Source organism: Teichococcus aerophilus (assembly GCF_014490485.1).
Lineage (GTDB): Bacteria > Pseudomonadota > Alphaproteobacteria > Acetobacterales > Acetobacteraceae > Pseudoroseomonas > Pseudoroseomonas aerophila.
Map to the genome: position 1 here is coordinate 1 of NZ_JACTVA010000004.1, position 18,137 is coordinate 18,137.

At 70.6% G+C, this 18,137-nt stretch carries 21 protein-coding genes; 11 read left to right on the forward strand and 10 right to left on the reverse strand.

All coding sequences use genetic code 11. The features are described from left to right. The 6 genes from IBL26_RS03555 to IBL26_RS03580 all read left to right on the forward strand — a co-directional run. On the forward strand, positions 1-194 hold a 194-nt coding region (locus tag IBL26_RS03555; RefSeq protein ID WP_187783084.1), incomplete at its 5' end, for a hypothetical protein. Positions 195-355: 161 nt separating this feature from the next. Next, a complete protein-coding gene (gene mscL, locus IBL26_RS03560) occupies positions 356-859 on the forward strand; it encodes a large-conductance mechanosensitive channel protein MscL (RefSeq protein WP_187783085.1) in 504 nt (167 codons plus the stop codon). A 90-nt stretch (positions 860-949) separates the two neighbouring features. Continuing rightward, positions 950-1,342 (forward strand): metallopeptidase family protein, encoded by a 393-nt coding sequence (locus tag IBL26_RS03565; protein ID WP_187783086.1) that lies wholly within the window; start codon positions 950-952, stop codon positions 1,340-1,342. A 5-nt stretch (positions 1,343-1,347) separates the two neighbouring features. Next, positions 1,348-2,019: a CDP-alcohol phosphatidyltransferase family protein gene (locus tag IBL26_RS03570; protein WP_187783087.1), complete on the forward strand. Its 672-nt coding sequence runs from the start codon at positions 1,348-1,350 to the stop codon at positions 2,017-2,019. Beyond that, the gene (locus IBL26_RS03575) at positions 2,016-2,987 is read left to right on the forward strand and encodes a phosphatidate cytidylyltransferase (RefSeq protein WP_187783088.1); all 972 of its coding nucleotides are present in this window, start codon (positions 2,016-2,018) and stop codon (positions 2,985-2,987) included. Before IBL26_RS03570 ends, IBL26_RS03575 begins: the two co-directional genes overlap by 4 nt. 4 nt (positions 2,988-2,991) lie before the next feature. Further along, positions 2,992-3,702: a lysophospholipid acyltransferase family protein gene (locus IBL26_RS03580; protein WP_187783089.1), complete on the forward strand. Its 711-nt coding sequence runs from the start codon at positions 2,992-2,994 to the stop codon at positions 3,700-3,702. Between the two features lie 277 nt (positions 3,703-3,979). Here IBL26_RS03580 and IBL26_RS03585 read toward each other — a convergent pair whose 3' ends face one another. The 5 genes from IBL26_RS03585 to IBL26_RS03605 form a co-directional block, all read right to left on the reverse strand. Continuing rightward, the gene (locus IBL26_RS03585) at positions 3,980-4,597 is read right to left on the reverse strand and encodes a uracil-DNA glycosylase family protein (protein ID WP_187783090.1); all 618 of its coding nucleotides are present in this window, start codon (positions 4,595-4,597) and stop codon (positions 3,980-3,982) included. Between the two features lie 263 nt (positions 4,598-4,860). Continuing rightward, positions 4,861-5,331, reverse strand: coding sequence for a copper chaperone PCu(A)C (locus IBL26_RS03590; protein ID WP_367615363.1), 471 nt, complete (start codon positions 5,329-5,331; stop codon positions 4,861-4,863). Between the two features lie 58 nt (positions 5,332-5,389). Beyond that, the gene (locus tag IBL26_RS03595; RefSeq protein ID WP_187783091.1) at positions 5,390-5,755 is read right to left on the reverse strand and encodes a hypothetical protein; all 366 of its coding nucleotides are present in this window, start codon (positions 5,753-5,755) and stop codon (positions 5,390-5,392) included. 157 nt (positions 5,756-5,912) lie between these two features. Further along, the gene (gene thpR, locus IBL26_RS03600) at positions 5,913-6,482 is read right to left on the reverse strand and encodes an RNA 2',3'-cyclic phosphodiesterase (RefSeq protein WP_187783092.1); all 570 of its coding nucleotides are present in this window, start codon (positions 6,480-6,482) and stop codon (positions 5,913-5,915) included. 4 nt (positions 6,483-6,486) lie between these two features. Next, on the reverse strand, positions 6,487-7,161 hold the full coding sequence (locus IBL26_RS03605) for an arylesterase (protein ID WP_241748972.1): 675 nt from the start codon (positions 7,159-7,161) through the stop codon (positions 6,487-6,489). Here IBL26_RS03605 and IBL26_RS03610 point away from each other — a divergent pair. The 4 genes from IBL26_RS03610 to mntP all read left to right on the forward strand — a co-directional run bounded on the left by IBL26_RS03610 (position 7,160) and on the right by mntP (position 12,105). Further along, complete coding sequence (locus IBL26_RS03610) at positions 7,160-7,903, forward strand: ABC transporter ATP-binding protein (protein WP_187783094.1); 744 nt, start codon at positions 7,160-7,162, stop codon at positions 7,901-7,903. The genes IBL26_RS03605 and IBL26_RS03610 overlap by 2 nt on opposite strands. Beyond that, on the forward strand, positions 7,900-10,422 hold the full coding sequence (locus IBL26_RS03615) for an ABC transporter permease (RefSeq protein WP_187783095.1): 2,523 nt from the start codon (positions 7,900-7,902) through the stop codon (positions 10,420-10,422). The genes IBL26_RS03610 and IBL26_RS03615 overlap by 4 nt, the downstream gene beginning before the upstream one ends. A gap of 129 nt (positions 10,423-10,551) precedes the next feature. Continuing rightward, positions 10,552-11,331 carry a Bax inhibitor-1/YccA family protein gene (locus IBL26_RS03620; RefSeq protein ID WP_187783096.1) on the forward strand — a complete coding sequence of 260 codons (780 nt, stop codon included), beginning with the start codon at positions 10,552-10,554 and terminating at the stop codon, positions 11,329-11,331. 207 nt (positions 11,332-11,538) lie between these two features. Further along, positions 11,539-12,105, forward strand: a complete 567-nt coding sequence (gene mntP, locus IBL26_RS03625) for a manganese efflux pump MntP (RefSeq protein WP_187783097.1) — start codon at positions 11,539-11,541, stop codon at positions 12,103-12,105. Positions 12,106-12,446: 341 nt separating this feature from the next. Here the strand turns inward: mntP and IBL26_RS03630 are convergent, their stop codons facing one another. The 5 genes from IBL26_RS03630 to IBL26_RS03650 all read right to left on the reverse strand — a co-directional run bounded on the left by IBL26_RS03630 (position 12,447) and on the right by IBL26_RS03650 (position 16,744). Beyond that, the gene (locus IBL26_RS03630; RefSeq protein WP_187783098.1) at positions 12,447-13,115 is read right to left on the reverse strand and encodes a CarD family transcriptional regulator; all 669 of its coding nucleotides are present in this window, start codon (positions 13,113-13,115) and stop codon (positions 12,447-12,449) included. Positions 13,116-13,450: 335 nt separating this feature from the next. Next, positions 13,451-13,783, reverse strand: a complete 333-nt coding sequence (gene fdxA / locus IBL26_RS03635) for a ferredoxin FdxA (protein ID WP_187783099.1) — start codon at positions 13,781-13,783, stop codon at positions 13,451-13,453. A gap of 150 nt (positions 13,784-13,933) precedes the next feature. Continuing rightward, positions 13,934-15,322, reverse strand: coding sequence for an FAD/NAD(P)-dependent oxidoreductase (locus IBL26_RS03640; protein ID WP_187783100.1), 1,389 nt, complete (start codon positions 15,320-15,322; stop codon positions 13,934-13,936). Next, positions 15,319-15,621, reverse strand: coding sequence for a (2Fe-2S)-binding protein (locus IBL26_RS03645; protein WP_187783101.1), 303 nt, complete (start codon positions 15,619-15,621; stop codon positions 15,319-15,321). Before IBL26_RS03645 ends, IBL26_RS03640 begins: the two co-directional genes overlap by 4 nt. Beyond that, the gene (locus IBL26_RS03650) at positions 15,602-16,744 is read right to left on the reverse strand and encodes an NAD(P)/FAD-dependent oxidoreductase (RefSeq protein WP_187783102.1); all 1,143 of its coding nucleotides are present in this window, start codon (positions 16,742-16,744) and stop codon (positions 15,602-15,604) included. Before IBL26_RS03650 ends, IBL26_RS03645 begins: the two co-directional genes overlap by 20 nt. A 133-nt stretch (positions 16,745-16,877) precedes the next feature. Here IBL26_RS03650 and IBL26_RS03655 point away from each other — a divergent pair, with 133 nt between their 5' ends. After that, positions 16,878-18,125, forward strand: a complete 1,248-nt coding sequence (locus tag IBL26_RS03655) for a D-amino acid dehydrogenase (RefSeq protein WP_187783103.1) — start codon at positions 16,878-16,880, stop codon at positions 18,123-18,125. The last annotated feature ends 12 nt before the right edge of the window (positions 18,126-18,137 follow it).

Here is an 18,137-nt window from a genome sequence, read left to right on the forward strand (position 1 = left end):
CCGCCGGGGCCGCGACGGGCGCCGGTGTCGGCGCGCTGGGCGGCCCGGTGGGCGCGGGCGTCGGTGCCCTCGTCGGCGGTGGCGCCGGTGCGGTGACCGGCGCGACCACATCCCCCAGCGACGTCAATCTCGGCCGCCCCGTCTGGCGCGACCCGGAAGTGCGCACGCCGCTGGATAGCGACCGCCGCCGCTAAACCACGCCGTCTGGTGGGCGATTCCGGGGCATCCCGGCATCGCCCCCATGGCCGGAACGGGCTTTTTCGATCAGATCGATCACGTAACCGTCGTGGTCCTGTTACTTTACGAAGGCTTGTGATATCGGCCAACGAAGCGGTCTGACCGCACGGAGGATCCGATGAAGCCACCCATTCCGATTCGTGAGCCTGCCTGGCTGAGCGAGTTCAAAGCCTTCATCATGCGTGGCAGCGTGGTGGACCTGGCCGTCGGTATCGTCATCGGTGCCGCCTTCACCGGCATCGTCAACTCGCTGGTGACGGACCTGATCAACCCGCTGATCGGCCTGCTCATCGGCGGCGTGGACTTCTCCAACATCTTCTTCGTGCTCAGTGGCGAGCGCGGTCCTTCGCTGGAATCCACCCGTAACTCGGGTGCCGCCGTGCTGGCCGTGGGCGTGTTCATCAACGCCATCATCAAGTTCCTTATCGTTGCCATGGCCATCTTCTGGCTGCTGCGGGTGCTGACCAAGCTGCGCGTCCGCCAGGATGCCAAGCCCTCCGGCCCCAGCGCGCAGGAGAAGCTGCTGATGGAAATCCGCGACGAGCTGAAGGCCGCCCGCCAGGGTGGCAGCGCCCCGGTGCCGCCGCGCGGCGCGCCCGGCGACGACGCACCCCTGGCCTGAGGGGCAATTCCGCGTGAAAGGGTGGGTCCATGGCCCGCCTGCCACGCGGCTGGCAGGTGTGAAGGCAGCGGTGCGCTGATAGACTGGGCCATGCGCTTCCATCACCCCCCCTCCATCGAAGACCTGCAGGAAATGGCGGAGACGGCCTTCGCCGCGATCCCCCAGGAATTGCGGGAAGCCGTGCGCGGTACCGCCATCCTCGTCGAGGACCTGCCGGACGAGGAAACGCTGGAAGCCCTGGAGATCGAGCATCCCTGGGAGCTGACCGGCCTGTATCGCGGCACGCCGCTGACCGAGAAGTCGACGCTGGACGTGCCCTCCGGCCCCGACACCATCTTCCTCTACCGCGAACCGATCCTCGTCGAGTGGATCGAGACCGGAGAGGACCTGTTCCGCCTGGTCCGCAACGTGCTGATCCATGAGATCGGCCACCATTTCGGCTTCTCCGACGACGAGATCGCCCGCCTGGAAGGAGAGGGCTGAGCCCCATGCCCGAGGACAGCCCCGCCGCATCCCCCGCGCCTGGTGACCGTCGCCCCATCGCGGCGCGGGAACTGGCGCTCACCGGCCGCGTCGCCGCCTGGCTGATCCGCCGCAAGGCGTCGCCGGACGGGATTTCCATTGCCGGCATGTTGGCGGGGCTGGGGGCGGGGCTGAGCTTCGCCGCCGTCTGGTGGTACCCGCCCGGCGCCCGGCTCTTCTGGTTGCTGGGCGCGGCGCTGGTGCAGACCCGGCTGCTGGCCAATCTGTTCGACGGCATGGTGGCCGTGGGGCGTGGCATCGCCTCTCCCCAGGGCGAGCTGTACAACGAGGTGCCGGACCGTGTCTCCGACACCGCCATCCTGCTCGGCCTCGGCGTGGCCGCCGGTGGCAATTGGGGCCTTGGCCTCGCCGCCGCGCTGGCGGCCATGGCCACCGCCTATATCCGTGCCGTCGGCAAGGCCGCCGGTGCGCCCAGCGACTTCTCCGGCCCCATGGCCAAGCAGCAGCGCATGGCGCTGGCGACGGCCCTGGGCGTCTGGTGCGCGCTGACGCCGCTCTCCTGGCAGGTAGCCTTCGGCTGGCACCTGGCCGCCTGGGTGCTGGCCGTCATCACCGTACTGGCCAGCGTCACCGCCTGGCGCCGCCTCTCCCACACCGCGAAGGCCCTGGCCCGATGAACGACGCGTTCGCCCACCCCGTCACGGTGGGCATCGTCGCCGCCACTGGCGCCGTGCTGTTGCTGGCCGCCCTCGTCATCGGCGGCATGACGCTGCTGGGGCGCGGCACCCCGGCCTTCCGGCGGGAGCTGTGGCTGCGCTACGGCTCCTGGCTGGTGCTGCTGCCCTTGATGTTCGGCCCGGTGCTGCTGGGCAAGGCCTGGACCATCGGTGCCGTCACCATCCTGGCGCTGCTCTGCCTCAGCGAGTTCGCCCGGGCCACCGGCCTGTTCCGCGAATACGTCACCACCGCCGTCGTCGCGCTGGGCATCCTGGCGGTGAACTTCGCCGCGCTGGACAACTGGTACCGTTTCTTCGTTGCGCTGTGGCCGCTGACGACCGTGATCCTGCTGGTGGCCACCATCCCGCTGGACCGGCCCGCCGGCTACATCCAGCGCAATGCCCTGGCGATCTTCGCCTTCATGCTGCTCGGCGTCGGGCTCGGGCATCTCGGCTACATGGCCAACGATCCCGGCTACCGCCCGCTGGTGCTGATGCTGCTGGCCGCCATCGCGCTGAACGACGTCGCCGCCTTCACCTGGGGCAAGCTGATCGGCGGCCGCAAGCTGCTGCCGAACACCAGCCCCAACAAGACCGTCTCCGGCGCCGTCGGCGCGCTGTGCACTACCACGGCGCTGGTGGCCTTCCTCGGCCACCTCATCTTCGCCGGCACCGCGATGGACCACTGGGCCCTGCTGCTGTTCCTCGGCGTGCTGGTCAGCGTCGCCGGGCAGTGCGGGGACCTGATGCTCTCCTCCATCAAGCGGGACATCGGCATCAAGGACATGGGTGCGGCGCTGCCCGGCCATGGTGGCATCATGGACCGCTTCAACAGCCTGCTGCTGGTGGCGCCCGCGGTGTTTCACCTGATCAACTACGTGGTCGGCATCGGTGAAGGCCAGCCCACCCGCGTCCTGACCGGCGGCTGAGCCCATGGACTGGCAGCTCCGCCCCGCCCGCGACACGGAGCTCTCTCCCGTCGCCCGCCTGCGCAGCCACTCGCGCGAGGTCGGGCTGGCCGGCGCGGTGGTGCAGGGCCTGTGGCGGCGCGGGGTGCGAAGCTACCTTCGGCTGTTCCACCAACTCGACGTCGTTGGCCGGGAAAACCTGCCCGCCGACACGCCGTACATCCTCATCGCCAACCATAGCAGCCACCTGGATGCGATGAGCCTGGGCGCCATGCTGCGCGGCCCGGCGGCGCGGCGGGCCTTCGCCCTGGCGGCGGGGGATGTGTTCTTCGGCTCCGTCCGCTCCTCCGCCTTCGCCGCCTGGGCGGTCAACGCCCTGCCGGTCTGGCGCAAGCGCACCAGCTCCAAGGACCTGAATGGCTTGCGGGAACGGCTTGAGCAGGACCAGTTGGTCTACATCCTGTTCCCCGAAGGCACCCGCAGCCGCAATGGCGAGATGGGCCGCTTCCTGCCCGGCATCGGCGCGCTGGTGGCCGCCGGCCCGGTGCCCGTGGTGCCCTGCTACCTGGAAGGTGCCTATGCCTGCTGGCCCGCCAGCCGCCGCTACCCACGCCCCGGCAAGCTGCGCCTGACCATCGGCGCGCCATTGGAATTCTCCGCCATCGCGAACGACAAGGCCGGTTGGATGGAGATCGCCCGCCAGTGCGAACAGGCGGTGCGGGGGCTGAAGGGCTAGGCTCTACGGCTGGTGGCTTTGAAGCGAGGCGGGAAGGCCGGGGAAGGAATTCCCCGGACCCCTTCTTTTATTTTTTCGAGTTTTCACGCGGGCCTGAAAGGATGCGCTTGAGCGACGGCTGGGTGCGCCGGAGGTCCTAGACCTCCGGCGACTGAGGGTTCAGCCCTTGTGGCCTTGAATTCAAAATCATCAGTTGGGCCCACTCTCGGTCCTGAAGTGCATCGCCAAACTCGGAGAAGAAAGATGGGGCCGGGGGAATTCCTTCCCCGGCCTGCCTTCATCCTTTCGTCGAACCTCCATCATCCCGCAACGCCTGCCCAACGGCCTGCCGCAACGCTGGCAGGATTTCCGCCTCGAACCAGGGCCGCCGCTCCGCCCAGCTTCGCGTGCGCCAGGAGGGGTGGGGCAGGGGGAAGCGTCCGTCGGCAAGGGGGGCCGCGAAGTTCTGCACGGTCTCGCCCAGCGCGGCGGCCGCCTTGCGGCCCAGATGGGCGCGGATGGCGTAGGTGCCGACCAGCAGGGTCAGCCGCACCTGCCGCATCGGCCTGATCAGCCGGTGGTGCCAGAGCGGCGCGCATTCCGGCCGGGGCGGGGCGTCTCCGCCGGCGGCCAGCCGGCCAGGGTAGCAGAGGCCGGAGGGCACGATGGCGAGCAGGCCGGAATCGTAGAACTGGCTGCGGTCCATCCCCAGCCAGTCGCGCAACCGGTCGCCGGATTTGTCGTGCCAGGGAATGCCGCTGAGATGCGCCTTGGTCCCCGGCGCCTGGCTGATGATCAGCACGCGGGCCGTCGGGCTGACCTGGAAGATGGGCCGCGGCCCGAGCGGCAGCACCGGGGCGCAGAGCGTGCAGCGGCTGGCGGCGGTGGCGGCTTGGTCCAGTGTCTCGGCAGGCATGGGGGAGAGATGGCGCCGGAATGGGCGGGCGGAAGCCCGGGCCGGCACGGCCCAGTCCGGCCCTTGGCGCATGGGACGCAGTGCCAGGCCAGGGAAGGCGTGGCGCTACAGCGATGCTTCCTGATCCCGCCGTTGGGTTCCGCCCACGGCCAGATGGCGCTTGGAGCAGACCTCCATCAGGTGGGATCACCTGATGGAGTAAAGATGCTGTTCAAGACAACAAGCGAGAGCATTTGGAGTGAGCCTGGGCGAACGCAGGATGCTCAGTGGTGCTGGTGCCCGCCGCCGCGTGCGCCGGCGGCTTCCACCGCCAGCTCCACCTGCACTTCGCCCGCCTTCTCGAACACCAGCGTCAGCGGTACGCGGTTGCCCTGCACCAGCGGCTGCTTCAGGCCGATCAGCATGATGTGGAAGCCGCCAGGGGCCAGCGCGACCTCGGCGCCCGCGGCGATCTCGATGGCCTCGACGGGACGCATCCGCATCACGCCGCCTTCCAGGCTGGCGGTGTGGATCTCCACCGCGCGGGCGATGTCGGCGCGGGCGCTCAGCAGCCGGTCGGCGGTGGCGCCCTTGTTGGTCAGGGTCAGGTAGCCGGCGCCGGTGACGCCGACAGGGGCGGCACGGCTCCAGGGGTGGCCGATCTCGATCTCCCCGGCCTTGTAGCTGTGCGCGAGGACGGGGGTGGCCAGGCTCAGCGCGGCCAGGCCGGCGAGCAGGAAGCGACGATGGATCACGGAAAGGCTCCGTTGGAAAAAAGACAGGCGACTGCGGCAGAGGGGACGAAGGTGTGGCTCAGCCTACGGGTGGCGCGCGGGCCGCGTAGGGACCGGCATCCCGGCCGGGCAAGGGCGCCGGCCCCGGCTGCCACCCGGGCGAGGCAGAGGCGACGACGAAGCCCGGCACCGGCAGTGCCAGGGCAAGCGGCACCGGCCCCTGCGGCGGGCTGTGGCAAATCGCGCAGCCATCGGCGCCCTGATGCGCCAGCGGATGGTCCGGCTCGGCGGAAGGGCCGTAGCGCAGGCCATCGCCGCCGGTGCAGATTGGCGTCGCCGTGGCGCGGGCCAGCCGCTCCAGGCAATGCGCGGGCGCGGCCACGCCCTGCGTGATCAGCAGGAAGGCCAGCAGGCGCAACAGGAACAGGTGCAGGCGGCGAATCATGGCGTTGCGCGCAGTGATGCGGGAAGGTCGCCCCGACCGCAAGCTGCCGATGCATGGCGAAGGTCGCGCTGCGGGCCATCCGGGCGAAAACGCCGGGTTGCGGCCACGGAAGAACCGCCGGGGAGGCGCGCCCCGGCGTCACGCCGGATGAGGCCGGCTATTCGTCCTCCGCCCGCACCGGCGCCAGCGCGCCCTCCAAGGCGTAGTCAACCTCCGGCACGTAATGCGCCTGCTCCTTCCCAAGGCGGGAGGAGAACAGGCAGAAATGGTCCATCCGCTCGGCCGGTGCGCGGAACAGGTTATGCGCCTGGACGAAGGCGATCAGCTTGTCCGGCGCTGCCTTGTCGGTCCGCGCCAGGGTGACGTGCGGGGCGAATTTCTTCCGCTCCGGCGGCAGGCCGGCGCGTTGCAAAGCAGTCTCCACCTTCGATTGCAGGTGCAGCAGCCGCTCGCAGCGCTCGACGCCGACATAAAGCGAGTGGATGCGCCCGGCCTTCTCGAACACATCCAGCCCGCGCAGGGTCAGGTCGAACGGCTTGGCGCGGATGGTGGCCAGCGCCTCGTCCAGTTCGTCGGCCAGCACGTTCTCCACCTCGCCGATGAAGCGCAGGGTCAGGTGGTAGTTCTCGGGCGGTACCCAGCGCGCGCCGGGGATGCCGCCGGCCAGCCCGGCCAGTTGTTCCTTTAGGCCCTCGCCGATCGGCAGGGCGACGAACAGACGCACCATGGCATCACGCTCCCCGCGTCTTGCTGAGCAATTCCCGCACCGCCGGCATCATGCGGCGGACCATCTCCGCCACGCCGTCCGGATTGGGGTGGATGCGGTCGGCTTGGTTGAGCGCCTGCTCCCCGGCCACGCCCTCCAGCAGGAAGGGGTAGAACACGATCTCGGGATGCTTCTTCGCCAGGTTCTGGAAGGTCGCGGCGAAATCCCGGCCGTAATCGGCCCCTAGGTTCGGCGGCGCCAGCATGCCGGCCAGCAGCACCGGCAGGTTCTTGGCCTTCAGCCGGGTCAGGATATCGTCCAGGTTGGCCTCGCTCGTGGCGGGCGGCAGGCCGCGCAGCCCGTCATTGCCGCCCAGCGCCACGATCACCGCATCCGGCGCATCGGCCAGCGCCCAGTCCAGCCGCGCCTTGCCGCCGGCGGTGGTGTCGCCGGAGACGCCGGCGCCGATCACGCGCACCGACTGGCCGGCTGCCTTCAGCGCGGCTTCCAGCTTCACCGGCCAGGCCTCGGCCTCCGGCAGGCCGTAGCCCGCCGTGATCGAGTCGCCCAGGATCATCAGCTTGAGCGGCGCGGGCTGCGCCTGGGCAGGCCCGCGCGGTGCCGTGGCGGCGGAAAGTAATATTCCGATACCGAAAGCGGCCTTTTGCAGCGCGGCACGGCGGCCCACCTTGTGGTTCATGTCCATCGCCACGAACCCCATCCGAACCTCCTCCGCCAGACACGATGGCGCCCCGCCACTCATCCGCGCACGGGACCTCTCCCTCAAGGTGGTCGCCGCAGGGGGGGAGGTCAACATCCTCCGCGGCATCGATCTCGACGTGGGGAAGGGGGAGGCGGTGGGCATCGTCGGTCCCTCCGGTTCCGGCAAGACGTCGCTGCTGATGCTGCTGGCGGGGCTGGAACGGCCGACGGGCGGCAGCCTCTCGGTCGCCGGCGCCGAGCTGCCGAAGCTGGACGAGGATTCGCTGGCGCGCTTCCGGCGGGACCAATTGGGCATCGTCTTCCAGGCCTTCCACCTGATCCCGACCATGACGGCGCTGGAGAACGTGGCGGTGCCGCTGGAATTCGCCGGCCGCAAGGATGCGTTCGAACGTGCGGGCAAGGCGCTGGCGCGAGTCGGGCTCGGCCACCGGCTGGACCATTACCCCGGCCAGCTTTCGGGCGGCGAGCAACAGCGCGTCGCCCTGGCCCGCGCCGTGGTGGCCGAACCCTCCCTGCTGCTGGCCGATGAGCCGACCGGCAACCTGGACCGCGCCACCGGCCTGATGGTGATGGACCTGCTGTTCGAGATCCGAGCCCAACTCGGCACCACCCTGCTGCTCATTACCCACGACCCCGCCTTGGCGGATCGCTGCGAGCGGCAGCTTTCCATGGCCGACGGGCTGGTCACCGGTGACAGCCGCGTGGCCGACGCGGCATGAGCAGCCATCTCTCGCTGGGTCTGCGCTTCGCGCGGCGGGAGCTGCGGGGCGGTCTGAAGGGCCTGCGCATCGTTCTGGCCTGCCTGGCACTGGGCGTGGCGGCCATTGCCGCCGTCGGCGCGCTGCGCGCCGCCACCGAGGCCAGCCTGTCCGAGGACGGCGCCCGCATCCTGGGCGGCGACCTCTCCGTCCGCGTTACCTACCGGCCGATGCCGCAGGAGGCGCGGGACTGGATCACCCGCCACGGCGGCCGCCTCTCCGAGATCGTCGAGATGCGCGCCATGGCCATCGCGCCCAATGGCGAGCGCACCCTGGTGGAGCTGAAGGCGGCCGACGCGGCCTACCCGCTCTACGGCGCGCTGGAGCTGGACCCGCCCAATGCCGCCCTGACGCCCGAGGCCCCCGGCACCCCCGCCGGCGTGGCGCTCGAGCCGCTGGTGGCGGAGCGGCTGGGCCTGAAGGTGGGCGAGCGCCTGCGCATCGGCGAGGAGAGTTTTGTCCTGGCCGCGCTGATCCGCGTGGAGCCGGACAAGGTGGCGACGCCCGCCCTGCTGGGCCCGCGCGCGCTGATCCCGCTGGGCGCGCTGCCGGCCACCGGGCTGATCCAGCCGGGCAGCCTGGTGCAGTACGAATACCGCATCGCCCTGCCGCCCGGCGTGGCGCCGCGCAGCTTCGCGCGCGACTTCCAGGCCGCGCATGACGATGGCGGCTGGCGCGTGCGCGACGCTACCCAGGCCGCCCCCGGCGTGAACCGGATGCTGGACCGCGTGGCCTCCTTCCTCATCCTAGCCGGGCTGACGGCGCTGCTGGTCGGCGGCATCGGCGTGGCCACCGGCGTGCGCAGCTGGCTGGACCAGCGCGCCCGTACCATCGCCACGCTGCGCTGCCTGGGCGCGCCGGCCGGCACGGTGTTCGCCACCTACCTGATCCAGGTGCTTGGGCTCTCCGTGCTCGGCATCATCCTTGGCCTGGCGATCGGGCAGGGACTGGCGGTGCTGGCGGCGCAGATGCTGGCCGCCGCCCTGCCGGTGCCGCCGCGCCTGGGCTTCTACCCGGCGCCGCTGGCCCTGGCGGCGCTGTACGGGCTGCTGACGGCGCTGTCCTTCTCGCTCTGGCCGCTGGGCCGTGCGCGGGAGATCCCGGGCGCCGCCCTGTTCCGCGACACGGTGCAGCCGCGCACCGGCCGCCCGCGCCTGTCGCTGCTGCTGGTGAACGGCCTGGCGGTGCTGGCCCTGGTGGCCCTGGTGGTCGGCACGGCCGAGCAGCCCTTCTTCGCCCTGGCCTTCTGCGGCGCGGCGGCGGCGACGCTGCTGCTGTTCCGCCTGGGTGCCAGCGCCCTGATGGGGCTGGCCAAGCGGGTGAAGGCGGGGCAGCGGCCGGCACTGCGGCTGGGCCTGGCCAACCTGCACCGCCCTGGCGCGCCGACGGCGCTGCTGCTGGTGGCGCTGGGCATCGGCCTGACCACGCTCTCCGCCCTCGCCTTGATCGAGGGCAATCTGCGCCAGCAGATCAGCAACCAGATCCCGTCCCAGGCGCCGAACTTCTTCTTCATCGACATCCAGTCCGACCAGGTGACGCAGTTCGACCGCCTGACCACCGGCCTGCCGGGGGTGGAGGAAGTGAAGCGCGTACCCTCCCTCCGCGCCCGCATCGTCTCGGTGAAGGGTGTGCCGGCGGACCAGGTGCAGACCACGGGCGACAGCTCCTGGGCACTGCGGGGCGACCGCGGGCTGACCTATGCCGCGACTCCGCCGGACGGCACCCGCGTGGTGGCCGGGCAGTGGTGGGCGCCGGATTATAGCGGCCCGCCGCTGGTCTCGCTGGACGCCAACCTCGCCCAGGGCTGGGGCGTCGGCCTGGGCGACGAGATCGTCGTCAACGTGCTGGGAAGGGACATCCCGCTGAAGATCGCCAGCCTGCGGCAGATCGAGTGGCAGGGGCTGGGCATCAATTTCGTCCTCGTCGCCTCGCCTGGCCTGCTCTCCTCCGCGCCGCACACGCATATCGCCACCCTGCGCGGCGACGTGGCGCAGGACGCGGCCGTGCTGCGCGCGGTGACGGATGCCTTCCCCAATGTCTCCGGCATCCGGGTGCGGGATGCGCTGGATGCGGTCTCGGCGCTGATGGAGCGGCTGGGCACGGCGATCTCGGCGGTGGCGGGCGTCACGCTGCTGGCGGGCGGGCTGGTGCTGGCCGGGGCCATGGCCGCCGGGCAGCGCCGCAGGGTGCGCGATGCGGTGGTCCTGAAGGTGATCGGCGCCACGCGGGCGCAGATCCGCAAGGCCTGGATGGTGGAGTTCGGCCTGCTCGGCTTCACCGCCGGCACGCTGGCCGCTGCCATCGGTACCGCCGCCAGTTGGGGCGTGGCACGATTTGTCATGAAGACGGAGTGGGTATTCCTGCCGTGGACCCTGGCTATCACCGTGCTGGGCTGTACGGTGCTGACCCTGGCGCTGGGTTATGCCGGCACCGCGCTGGCCTTGCGGGTGCGGCCGGCCCCCCTGCTACGTAACGAATGAGTAAATTCGGCCGGATAGGGTAGGGAAAGAGCAAGGCTCCCGCACGAATCCGATTGAACGACATTACGGATAGTCCATATTGGATCATCATGCGGGCCCTTAGCCCGCGTTGGAGGAGTTATCGCCGCTATGGCCTTTGGTAACGATTACCGTACCACGGGCGCGCCTGGCTGGGGCCGCGCCGCGACCACCGATGCCGCTGCCCTGGATGCCGGGCTGCGGGCCTACATGCTGCGCGTCTACAACTGGATGGCCTCCGGCCTTCTGGTGACCGCGATCGTGTCCTACGTGATCGCCAATACCAGCCTGTCCGAGCTGTTCTTCAACGTCGTGCGCACCCCGCGCGGCCTGGCGACGCAGCCGACGATGCTGGGCCTGGTCGCCATGTTCGCGCCGCTCGCCTTCGTGCTCGTGCTCTCCTTCGGTGTGAACCGGATGAGCAAGACGTCGGTGCAGGCGCTGTTCTGGGTATTCTGCGCCACGATGGGCGCCAGCATGGCGAACATCTTCGTCGTCTATGTCGGCGCCTCGGTGGCCAGCACCTTCGCCGTCACGGCCGGCATGTTCGCGGCTGTCAGCCTGTACGGCTACACCACGAAGACCGACCTGACGAAGATGGGCAGCTTCATGATGATGGGCCTGATCGGCATCATCATCGCCGGCGTCGTCAACATGTTCATCGGCAGCGGCCCGCTGGCCCTGGCGATCAGCATCATCGGCGTCATCGTCTTCGTCGGCCTGACCGCCTACGACACCCAGCGCATCAAGGCGGACTACATCGAGTACGCCTATGCCGAGGGCACCGACGGCGCCGCCAAGCGCAGCGTGTTCGACGCGCTTGGCCTGTACCTGAACTTCATCAACCTGTTCCAGTTGATGCTGCAGTTCATGGGCGTCCGCCGCGACTGATCCCGCACCAGCGGAACCGAGACGAGCCCCGGGGAGCAATCCCCGGGGCTTTTTCATGCCTGCCGCCCACCAAAACACTTGAACAGTTGTTCAAGTGTTGTAGATATCGCGCCGCCGGCCCAGCCGGATCATTCCTTGGCAGGCCTGGGGGAGAGCGTGCGGCAGGCCCAGCCGCCACGCCCACCCCGTGCGGGAGAGACCAGCGCCATGACCCCTATCGCCACCCTCGTCCTCGCCTTTGGCATGTCGGTCGATGCCTTCGCCGCCGCCATCGGCAAAGGCGCCGCGCTGCACCGCCCCCGCTGGTCGGAAGCCCTGCGCACCGGGCTGATCTTCGGTGCGGTGGAAACCCTGACGCCGGTCCTCGGCTGGGCACTGGGGCTGGCCGCCGCCTCCTATGTCGATGCCGTGGACCACTGGCTGGCCTTCGTCATCCTCGGCGCCGTCGGCGGGCGGATGGTCATCGGCGCCCTGCGCACGCCACGCCCGGTGGAGGAACGCCCCCAGCGCCACTCCCTCTGGCTGCTGCTGGCCACCGCCTTTGGCACCAGCATCGATGCCGCGGCCGTCGGCGTCACCCTGGCCTTCATCGGTGCTGATATCGCCCGCACCGCCCTGGCCATCGGCGCCGCCACCTTCCTGATGGCCACCACCGGCATGTTGATCGGCCGCTACCTGGGCGTGCGCCTGGGCCGCGTGGCGGAAGGCCTGGGCGGAATGGGGCTGATCCTGCTGGGGGCGAAGATCCTGGCGGAGCATACGTTGCTGGGGTGAGGGCGGCCGGTTTGGCCGGGAGAAGGAAGGCCGGGGAAGGAATTCCCCGGGCCCCTTCTTTTCTTTTTCGAGTCTGTCGGGCGTGGCTGTTGATAGGGTGGGCCTGGGAACCGGCTGGGTGCGCCGGAGGTCCAGGACCTCCGGCGGCTGTGGGTTCAGCTCTGGTGGCCCATTAAAATCATCAACGGGCGTCCGCTCTCAGTCCTGCAGCGCCGTCCCAAACTCGCAGAAAAAAGAAGGGGCCCGGGGAATTCCTTCCCCGGCCTTCCTCGCCAGCGCCCACGAAAAAGCCCGGCACACCATTCGGTGGCCGGGCTTTTCTGTCGGTGCAGCGGGGTGGTTCAGCCCTGCTTCAGGTAGTCCAGCAGCTTGTTCATCGCGGCTGTCTTGTCGGTGCGGTCCAGCGCGGCCACTTCGGCGGCCAGGCGGTCCATGGCCAGTTCGTAGATCTGGCGTTCGCTGAACGACTGGTCCGGCTGCCCGGCGTTGCGGTGCAGGTCGCGCACCACTTCGGCGATCTGCACGGGGTCGCCGCTGTTGATCTTCTGCTCGTATTCCTGCGCGCGGCGGGACCACATGGTGCGCTTGATGCGGGCACGGCCTTTCAGCGTGTCCAGCGCCTCGCCCATCATGTCCTTATTGGCCAGCATGCGCAGGCCGGCGCTGGCCGCCTTGCCCAGCGGCACGCGCAGGGTCATGCGGTTCTCTTCGAAGGTGACGACGATCACCTTCAGCTCCAGCCCGGCGGCCGACATCGTCTCGATGCCCTGCACCTGGCCGACGCCATGGGTCGGGTAGACCACGTGGTCGCCCGCCTTGAAGTCCGAGCCCTTATTGCCGAGCGGCTTGGGCGGCGGCGCGGGGCGGGACGGACCGGGGGCGACGGAGGGCTCGGGCGCCGCGGCCTGGTCCTCGGCCATGCCGGGGCGGCGGGCAGCGGCAGGGGTCTTGGCGGCCACGGGGGGCTCGGGTTGCGGGGAGGTGGATTTCGCGCCGGCCGGTGGCTTCATCCGAGCAATCTTCTCCTGCGAAGCACATGGGGCGGGGTCGGGGCGGTCACGGCGGGCCGTGACGGCTTCGGGCTCCGCATCCCATGGCAGTAATGGCGGGGGCAGCGCACGCACGCCCGCTCATCCCGCCCAGCCCACAGGCATAGCACGAATTTACCGCAAAGTCACCCGCGGCCGGCCATCCGCCCAAGGAAGCGGCAGGGCAGGCGTGTACTTGGCCAAAAAGCCCGAAGCTGTGGCAGATGGCCACGAGGCGGGAACACGGCCTGAAGAGGGCCCAGTGGCACCCAGCGAGCCGGCCAGGGCTGCGGCGGGAAGGCTGAAGCCCGTTCGCCTCAGGGCTTGCCGGGGGCGGGGTCGAACAGCCCCTTCTTGTCCGGCTTGCCGTTCCATTCCTCGGCATCCGGCGGCGCATCGCCCTTGCGGGTGATGTTGGGCCAGGACTGCGCGTAGTCGCGGTTCAGCTCGGCCCAGTCGGTGGCGCGGTCGTCGCTATCGGGGAAGATGGCCTCGGCCGGGCATTCGGGTTCGCACACGCCGCAGTCGATGCACTCATCCGGGTGGATGACGAGCATGTTCTCGCCGACATAGAAGCAGTCCACGGGACACACTTCCACGCAGTCCATGTACTTGCAGCGGATGCAGTTCTCGGTGACGACGTAAGCCACGGCCCATAGTTCCTTTCGCGCGGCCGAGAGATGGACCGGCAGGCCCGTTCGTGCAAGCCGCGTTTGCGGGATGCTCCCGCGCAGCCGTTTCATTCCGCACGGCCTTGTCGTCGCGATTGGCAGCGTGCCGCCGGTGACGGCGACGCTGCCTCAGCCCGCCGGCAGGTCCGCCAGCTCTCCCACCGTGATGGGCTTGAAGGGCGCGCGTGGCCGCAGCGCCCCGGCCTCGGCGATCGGGATGCCGCGCGCCTGCGCGATCACCGCCGCCACCGTGGTGCCGCACATCCGGCCCTGGCAGGGGCCCATGCCGGTGCGCAGATAAGCCTTGGCCTGGTTCGGCCCCGTGGCGCCCAGCGCAGCGGCGGCACGCACCTGGCCGGCGGTCACTTCCTCGCAGCGGCAGACGATGGTGTCGTCATCGGCCGGGGCCAGCACGCCGGGGGCGGGGGCGTAGAGCCGGTCCAGGAACGGCCGCAGCGCCAGCATCCGGCGCAACAGGTGGCGGTGCGGTACCGCGCGGCTGTCCCGCGCATGCTCGGGCAGGCGGCCCAGCCGGCACGCGGCATCCAGCGCCGCCAGGGCCCCGGTGGCGGTGGCTGCCTGCCAGCCGCCGATGCCGGCGCCATCGCCGGCCACCGCCAGCAACGGATTCGGCGTGGCGCCCCAGGCATCCACTTCGGGGCGCCAGCACAGCTGTGTCTCGTCCCACTGATGCGGCAGGCCCAGCGCGCGGGAGACATGGGTGGAGGGGATGACACCCTCGTGCAGCAGCAGTGTGTCGGCTTCCGTGCTGCCGCCGCCATCCCAGGTGATGCGCTGCAGCCGGCCCTCGCCCTCCGCCCGCAGGCCGGTCACGTGGGAGATGACCCGCATGCCGGCCCGGCGGGATGCCGCCATCAGCGTGGCGCCCTTCGCCAGCATGGCGCGGCCGCGCCAGAAGCCGGCGCCGGCAAGCCCGGCCGGCAGCGCCTGGCGCAGGGCGCCGCGCGGCGTCGTCTCCAGCAGCAGGGCAGGGGTGGCGCCGGCCTTGGCCAGCTGGTCCGCCAGCAGCCACAGCAGCGGCCCCTGGCCGGCCAGCACGGTGCGGCCCCGCGGCACGGCGCCGGCCTGCTTCAGCAGGATCTGCGCCGCGCCGGCGGTCAGCACGTTGGGCAGCGTCCAGCCGGGAATCGGCACCGGACGTTCCTGCGCGCCCGTCGCCAGCAGGACACGCTGGGCAACGAGGCTACCTGTACCGCTCTCGCCGCGCAGGGAGAGCACGCCGCCCACCGTATCCAGGTGCCACAGCGTGGTGGACGCGCGGTAGTCGATGCCGCCGGCCTGGATGGCGGCGCGGAAGCGGCGGACCAGCGCGGCGCCGTCACTGCCATACTCACCCGCCAGGGCCGGGTCCGAGGATGCGCGCTCGACATTGCGGAAGATCTGGCCGCCGGGAGCAGGCTGCTCGTCGATGACGGTGACGGAGAGGCCGAGCGAAGCGGCCTCGATCGCCGCCGCGAGGCCGGCCGGGCCGGCACCGATGATGGCGAGGTCGGTCATGCCGACATCCTCGCGGCGCGGGCGCCATGCTGGGGCGCGATGCGCATGCCAGGTCGCACCGTCACCATGCAGGCCTGGCGGTTGGCCACGCCGTCGATCTCGGCCAGGCAGTCGAAGCAGATGCCCATCATGCAATAGGGCAGGCGCGGGCTGCCATTCACTGGCGTCTCGCGGATGGCGGGCAGGCCGGCCAGCATCACGGCGGCGGCGGCGGTGCTGCCTTCCGGCACGCGCAGCGCGGCATCGCCGACGAAGACTTCCACGGTGGCGGGGCGCGGGTCAGGCCGCTGTGCGAACATCGAAGCGCCTCGCGCTGAACAGGGACATCTCAGGGACCAGCGCACCGGCGGCGATCATCGGCGCCAGCCGGTTGGCGTGGGTGCCGGCGAGGGTGACGCCGGAATGGCAATTGGCGGTGAAGGCGCCGGGGAAGCGCTCCGACTGGTCGTAGATCGGCAGCCCGTCCGGCGCCATCACGCGCAGGGCGGACCAGGCGCGGACGATGTTCAGTTCAGCGATCCAGGGGAAGCAGCGCACGGCGCGGCGCGCCATCGTCTTCATGATCTCGGGCGACTGCGTCACGGTATCCAGCCCGGCATCCTCCTTGCTGTCGCCGATCATCAGGCTGCCCTCGGCGGTCTGGCGCAGGCTGACGGTGGGCATGGGCAACAGGTTCTGCGTGCGCTCCGTCACCAGGATCTGGCCGCGTTCCGGCACGACCGGCGCCTCCAGCCCGAAGCGCGGCGCCAGTGCGGCGTTGCCCAGCCCCGCGGCCAGCACCACACGCGGCGCGGTGAAGCGCTGCCCGGCGGCGGAGACGCTGAAATCGCCCGGAGCCGCCGTGCTCTCCGTCACGCCGGCATTCGGCAGGTAGGTGCCGCCCAGGCCGGTGAAGCCGGTGTGCAGCGCGCGTAGCAAATGCAGCGGGCTGGCGTGGCCGTCATAGGGCGTCCAGCTGACGCCGGTGACCTCGGGGCCGATGCCCGGCAGCATGTCCCGCGCCTCGGCGGCGCGGATCATGCGGTACTCGAAGCCGAAATTGCCGGCCTCCGCCTGCATCCGCGCCATGTACTCGCCGCGCGCCGCGAATTCTTCCTCGCCCAGGCAGAAGGTGACGCCGCCGGGCTGGTGGCGGCGCGGGTCGATGCCGGTGCGGGTATGCAGATCATCCGCCAGCGCCGGCCATTCCTCGGCCGACCCGCGTGTCCACCGCTGGTAGTGCGGGTTGCCGAGGCCCTTCGACTGCACCCAGATCAGGCCGAAATTGCCCCGGCTGGCGCGGTGGGCGATGTCGCCCTCGTCCAGCAGCAGGGTGGCCAGGCCCTGGCGCTGCAGGCCGTAGCCGATGGCGGCACCGACCAGGCCACCGCCGATGACGATGGCGTCGTAGGCGGTCCTGGCGGCGGGGGAAGGGTTTGGCATGGTCCATCTTCGATAGAGCAGCGTTGCCATCCGCGCCAGAGGGTGCCCCGGCGGCGGCGGATGGGGTGGGTGGGCTCTTGCAATCCGTGCGCCAAGGCGCTGCCATCCCGCCTTTCTCGCGGGGGTTTGGCAGATGCGGATCATTGTCCTGGGTGCCGGCGTCATCGGCGTCACCAGTGCCTACTGGCTGCATCAGGCCGGCCACGACGTGCAGGTGGTGGAGCGGCGGGAAGAAGCGGGGCTGGAGACGAGCTGGGGCAACGGCGCCATCATCCATGTCAGCTCCGTGCAGCCCTGGGCGGCGCCGGGCGTGCCGGCGAAGGTGCTGAAGTGGCTGGGCAAGGAGGACGCGCCGATGCTGCTGCGGCCTTCCGCCGTGCCGCGGATGTGGCGCTGGGGCCTGGGCTTCCTGCGCGCCGCGCGCCCGGCCCAGTACCGCGCCGGCAGCCTGGCGAACCTGAAGCTGGCGCTGGAGAGCGCCGCCTGCATGGCGGAGATCCGGGAGGCCACCGGCGTGCAGTACGACTATGCCGGCAACGCCGTCATCAAGCTGTTCCCGGACCAGGGCAGCCTGGATGTCGCCGCCGCCGAGCACTTGGCGCTCGCCCCCGACGGCCTGCAGACCGAGGTGCTGAGCCGCGACGAGTGCATTGCGCGTGAGCCAGCGCTGGGCCCGGTGGTGGAGCGCTTCGCCGGCGGCCTCGGCTTCCCGCAGGACGAGATCGGCGATTGCAACAAGTTCAGCCAGGGGCTGGCGGCGTGGCTGGCCGGGCAGGGCGTGCGCTTCCACTACAACACCACGGTGGAGGACGTGATCCGCAAGGGTGGCCGGGTGGCGGCGGTGCGTGTCTCCGGCTCCTCCGGCAATGCGGACATGGCGACCGATGCCGTCGTCGTCGCCATGGCCAGCCAGAGCGTTCCGCTGCTGCGCAGCGTCGGAGTCGCCATGCCGATCTTCCCGGTGAAGGGCCTCTCCGTCACGCTGCCGCGCTCCGTATGGCCGGAAGGGCCGCGCGTCGCGGTTATGGACGACGCCCGGAAGTTCGTGATCACTCCGTTGGGGGACCGCTACCGCATCGTCGGTTCGGCCGAGGTGGGCGACACCACCACCACCCCGTCGCCGCAGCGGATTCGCGCGGTGACGCAGGGGCTGGCGCAGCTGTTCCCCCAGCTTGCGGATTGCGAGAACTTCCCCGGCGCCGTCTCCTGGGCCGGGCTGCGGCCGATGGTGCCGGATGGCCAGCCGCGCATCGGCCCCACCAGGGTGCCGGGCCTCTGGACCAATACCGGCCACGGCCATACGGGCTGGACCATGGCGGCCGGTTCCGGCCGCCGGTTGGCGGCGCTGATGGCGCGCAACGACTTCGCAGGTGCCGCGTGACCTTTGGCCGGT

Excerpts from the sequence above, each read along its gene's own strand:
- IBL26_RS03620 (WP_187783096.1), top strand. The coding sequence starts at position 10,552 with ATGGCCTTTGGTAACGATTACCGTACCACGGGCGCGCCTGGCTGGGGC.
- IBL26_RS03640 (WP_187783100.1), bottom strand. The coding sequence starts at position 15,322 with ATGACCGACCTCGCCATCATCGGTGCCGGCCCGGCCGGCCTCGCGGCG.
- mntP (WP_187783097.1), top strand. The coding sequence starts at position 11,539 with ATGACCCCTATCGCCACCCTCGTCCTCGCCTTTGGCATGTCGGTCGAT.
- IBL26_RS03605 (WP_241748972.1), bottom strand. The coding sequence starts at position 7,161 with ATGAACCACAAGGTGGGCCGCCGTGCCGCGCTGCAAAAGGCCGCTTTC.
- IBL26_RS03650 (WP_187783102.1), bottom strand. The coding sequence starts at position 16,744 with ATGCCAAACCCTTCCCCCGCCGCCAGGACCGCCTACGACGCCATCGTC.
- mscL (WP_187783085.1), top strand. The coding sequence starts at position 356 with ATGAAGCCACCCATTCCGATTCGTGAGCCTGCCTGGCTGAGCGAGTTC.
- IBL26_RS03655 (WP_187783103.1), top strand. The coding sequence starts at position 16,878 with ATGCGGATCATTGTCCTGGGTGCCGGCGTCATCGGCGTCACCAGTGCC.
- IBL26_RS03630 (WP_187783098.1), bottom strand. The coding sequence starts at position 13,115 with ATGAAGCCACCGGCCGGCGCGAAATCCACCTCCCCGCAACCCGAGCCC.
- IBL26_RS03570 (WP_187783087.1), top strand. The coding sequence starts at position 1,348 with ATGCCCGAGGACAGCCCCGCCGCATCCCCCGCGCCTGGTGACCGTCGC.
- IBL26_RS03585 (WP_187783090.1), bottom strand. The coding sequence starts at position 4,597 with ATGCCTGCCGAGACACTGGACCAAGCCGCCACCGCCGCCAGCCGCTGC.
- IBL26_RS03615 (WP_187783095.1), top strand. The coding sequence starts at position 7,900 with ATGAGCAGCCATCTCTCGCTGGGTCTGCGCTTCGCGCGGCGGGAGCTG.
- IBL26_RS03580 (WP_187783089.1), top strand. The coding sequence starts at position 2,992 with ATGGACTGGCAGCTCCGCCCCGCCCGCGACACGGAGCTCTCTCCCGTC.
- IBL26_RS03595 (WP_187783091.1), bottom strand. The coding sequence starts at position 5,755 with ATGATTCGCCGCCTGCACCTGTTCCTGTTGCGCCTGCTGGCCTTCCTG.
- IBL26_RS03575 (WP_187783088.1), top strand. The coding sequence starts at position 2,016 with ATGAACGACGCGTTCGCCCACCCCGTCACGGTGGGCATCGTCGCCGCC.
- IBL26_RS03610 (WP_187783094.1), top strand. The coding sequence starts at position 7,160 with ATGTCCATCGCCACGAACCCCATCCGAACCTCCTCCGCCAGACACGAT.
- thpR (WP_187783092.1), bottom strand. The coding sequence starts at position 6,482 with ATGGTGCGTCTGTTCGTCGCCCTGCCGATCGGCGAGGGCCTAAAGGAA.
- IBL26_RS03565 (WP_187783086.1), top strand. The coding sequence starts at position 950 with ATGCGCTTCCATCACCCCCCCTCCATCGAAGACCTGCAGGAAATGGCG.
- IBL26_RS03645 (WP_187783101.1), bottom strand. The coding sequence starts at position 15,621 with ATGTTCGCACAGCGGCCTGACCCGCGCCCCGCCACCGTGGAAGTCTTC.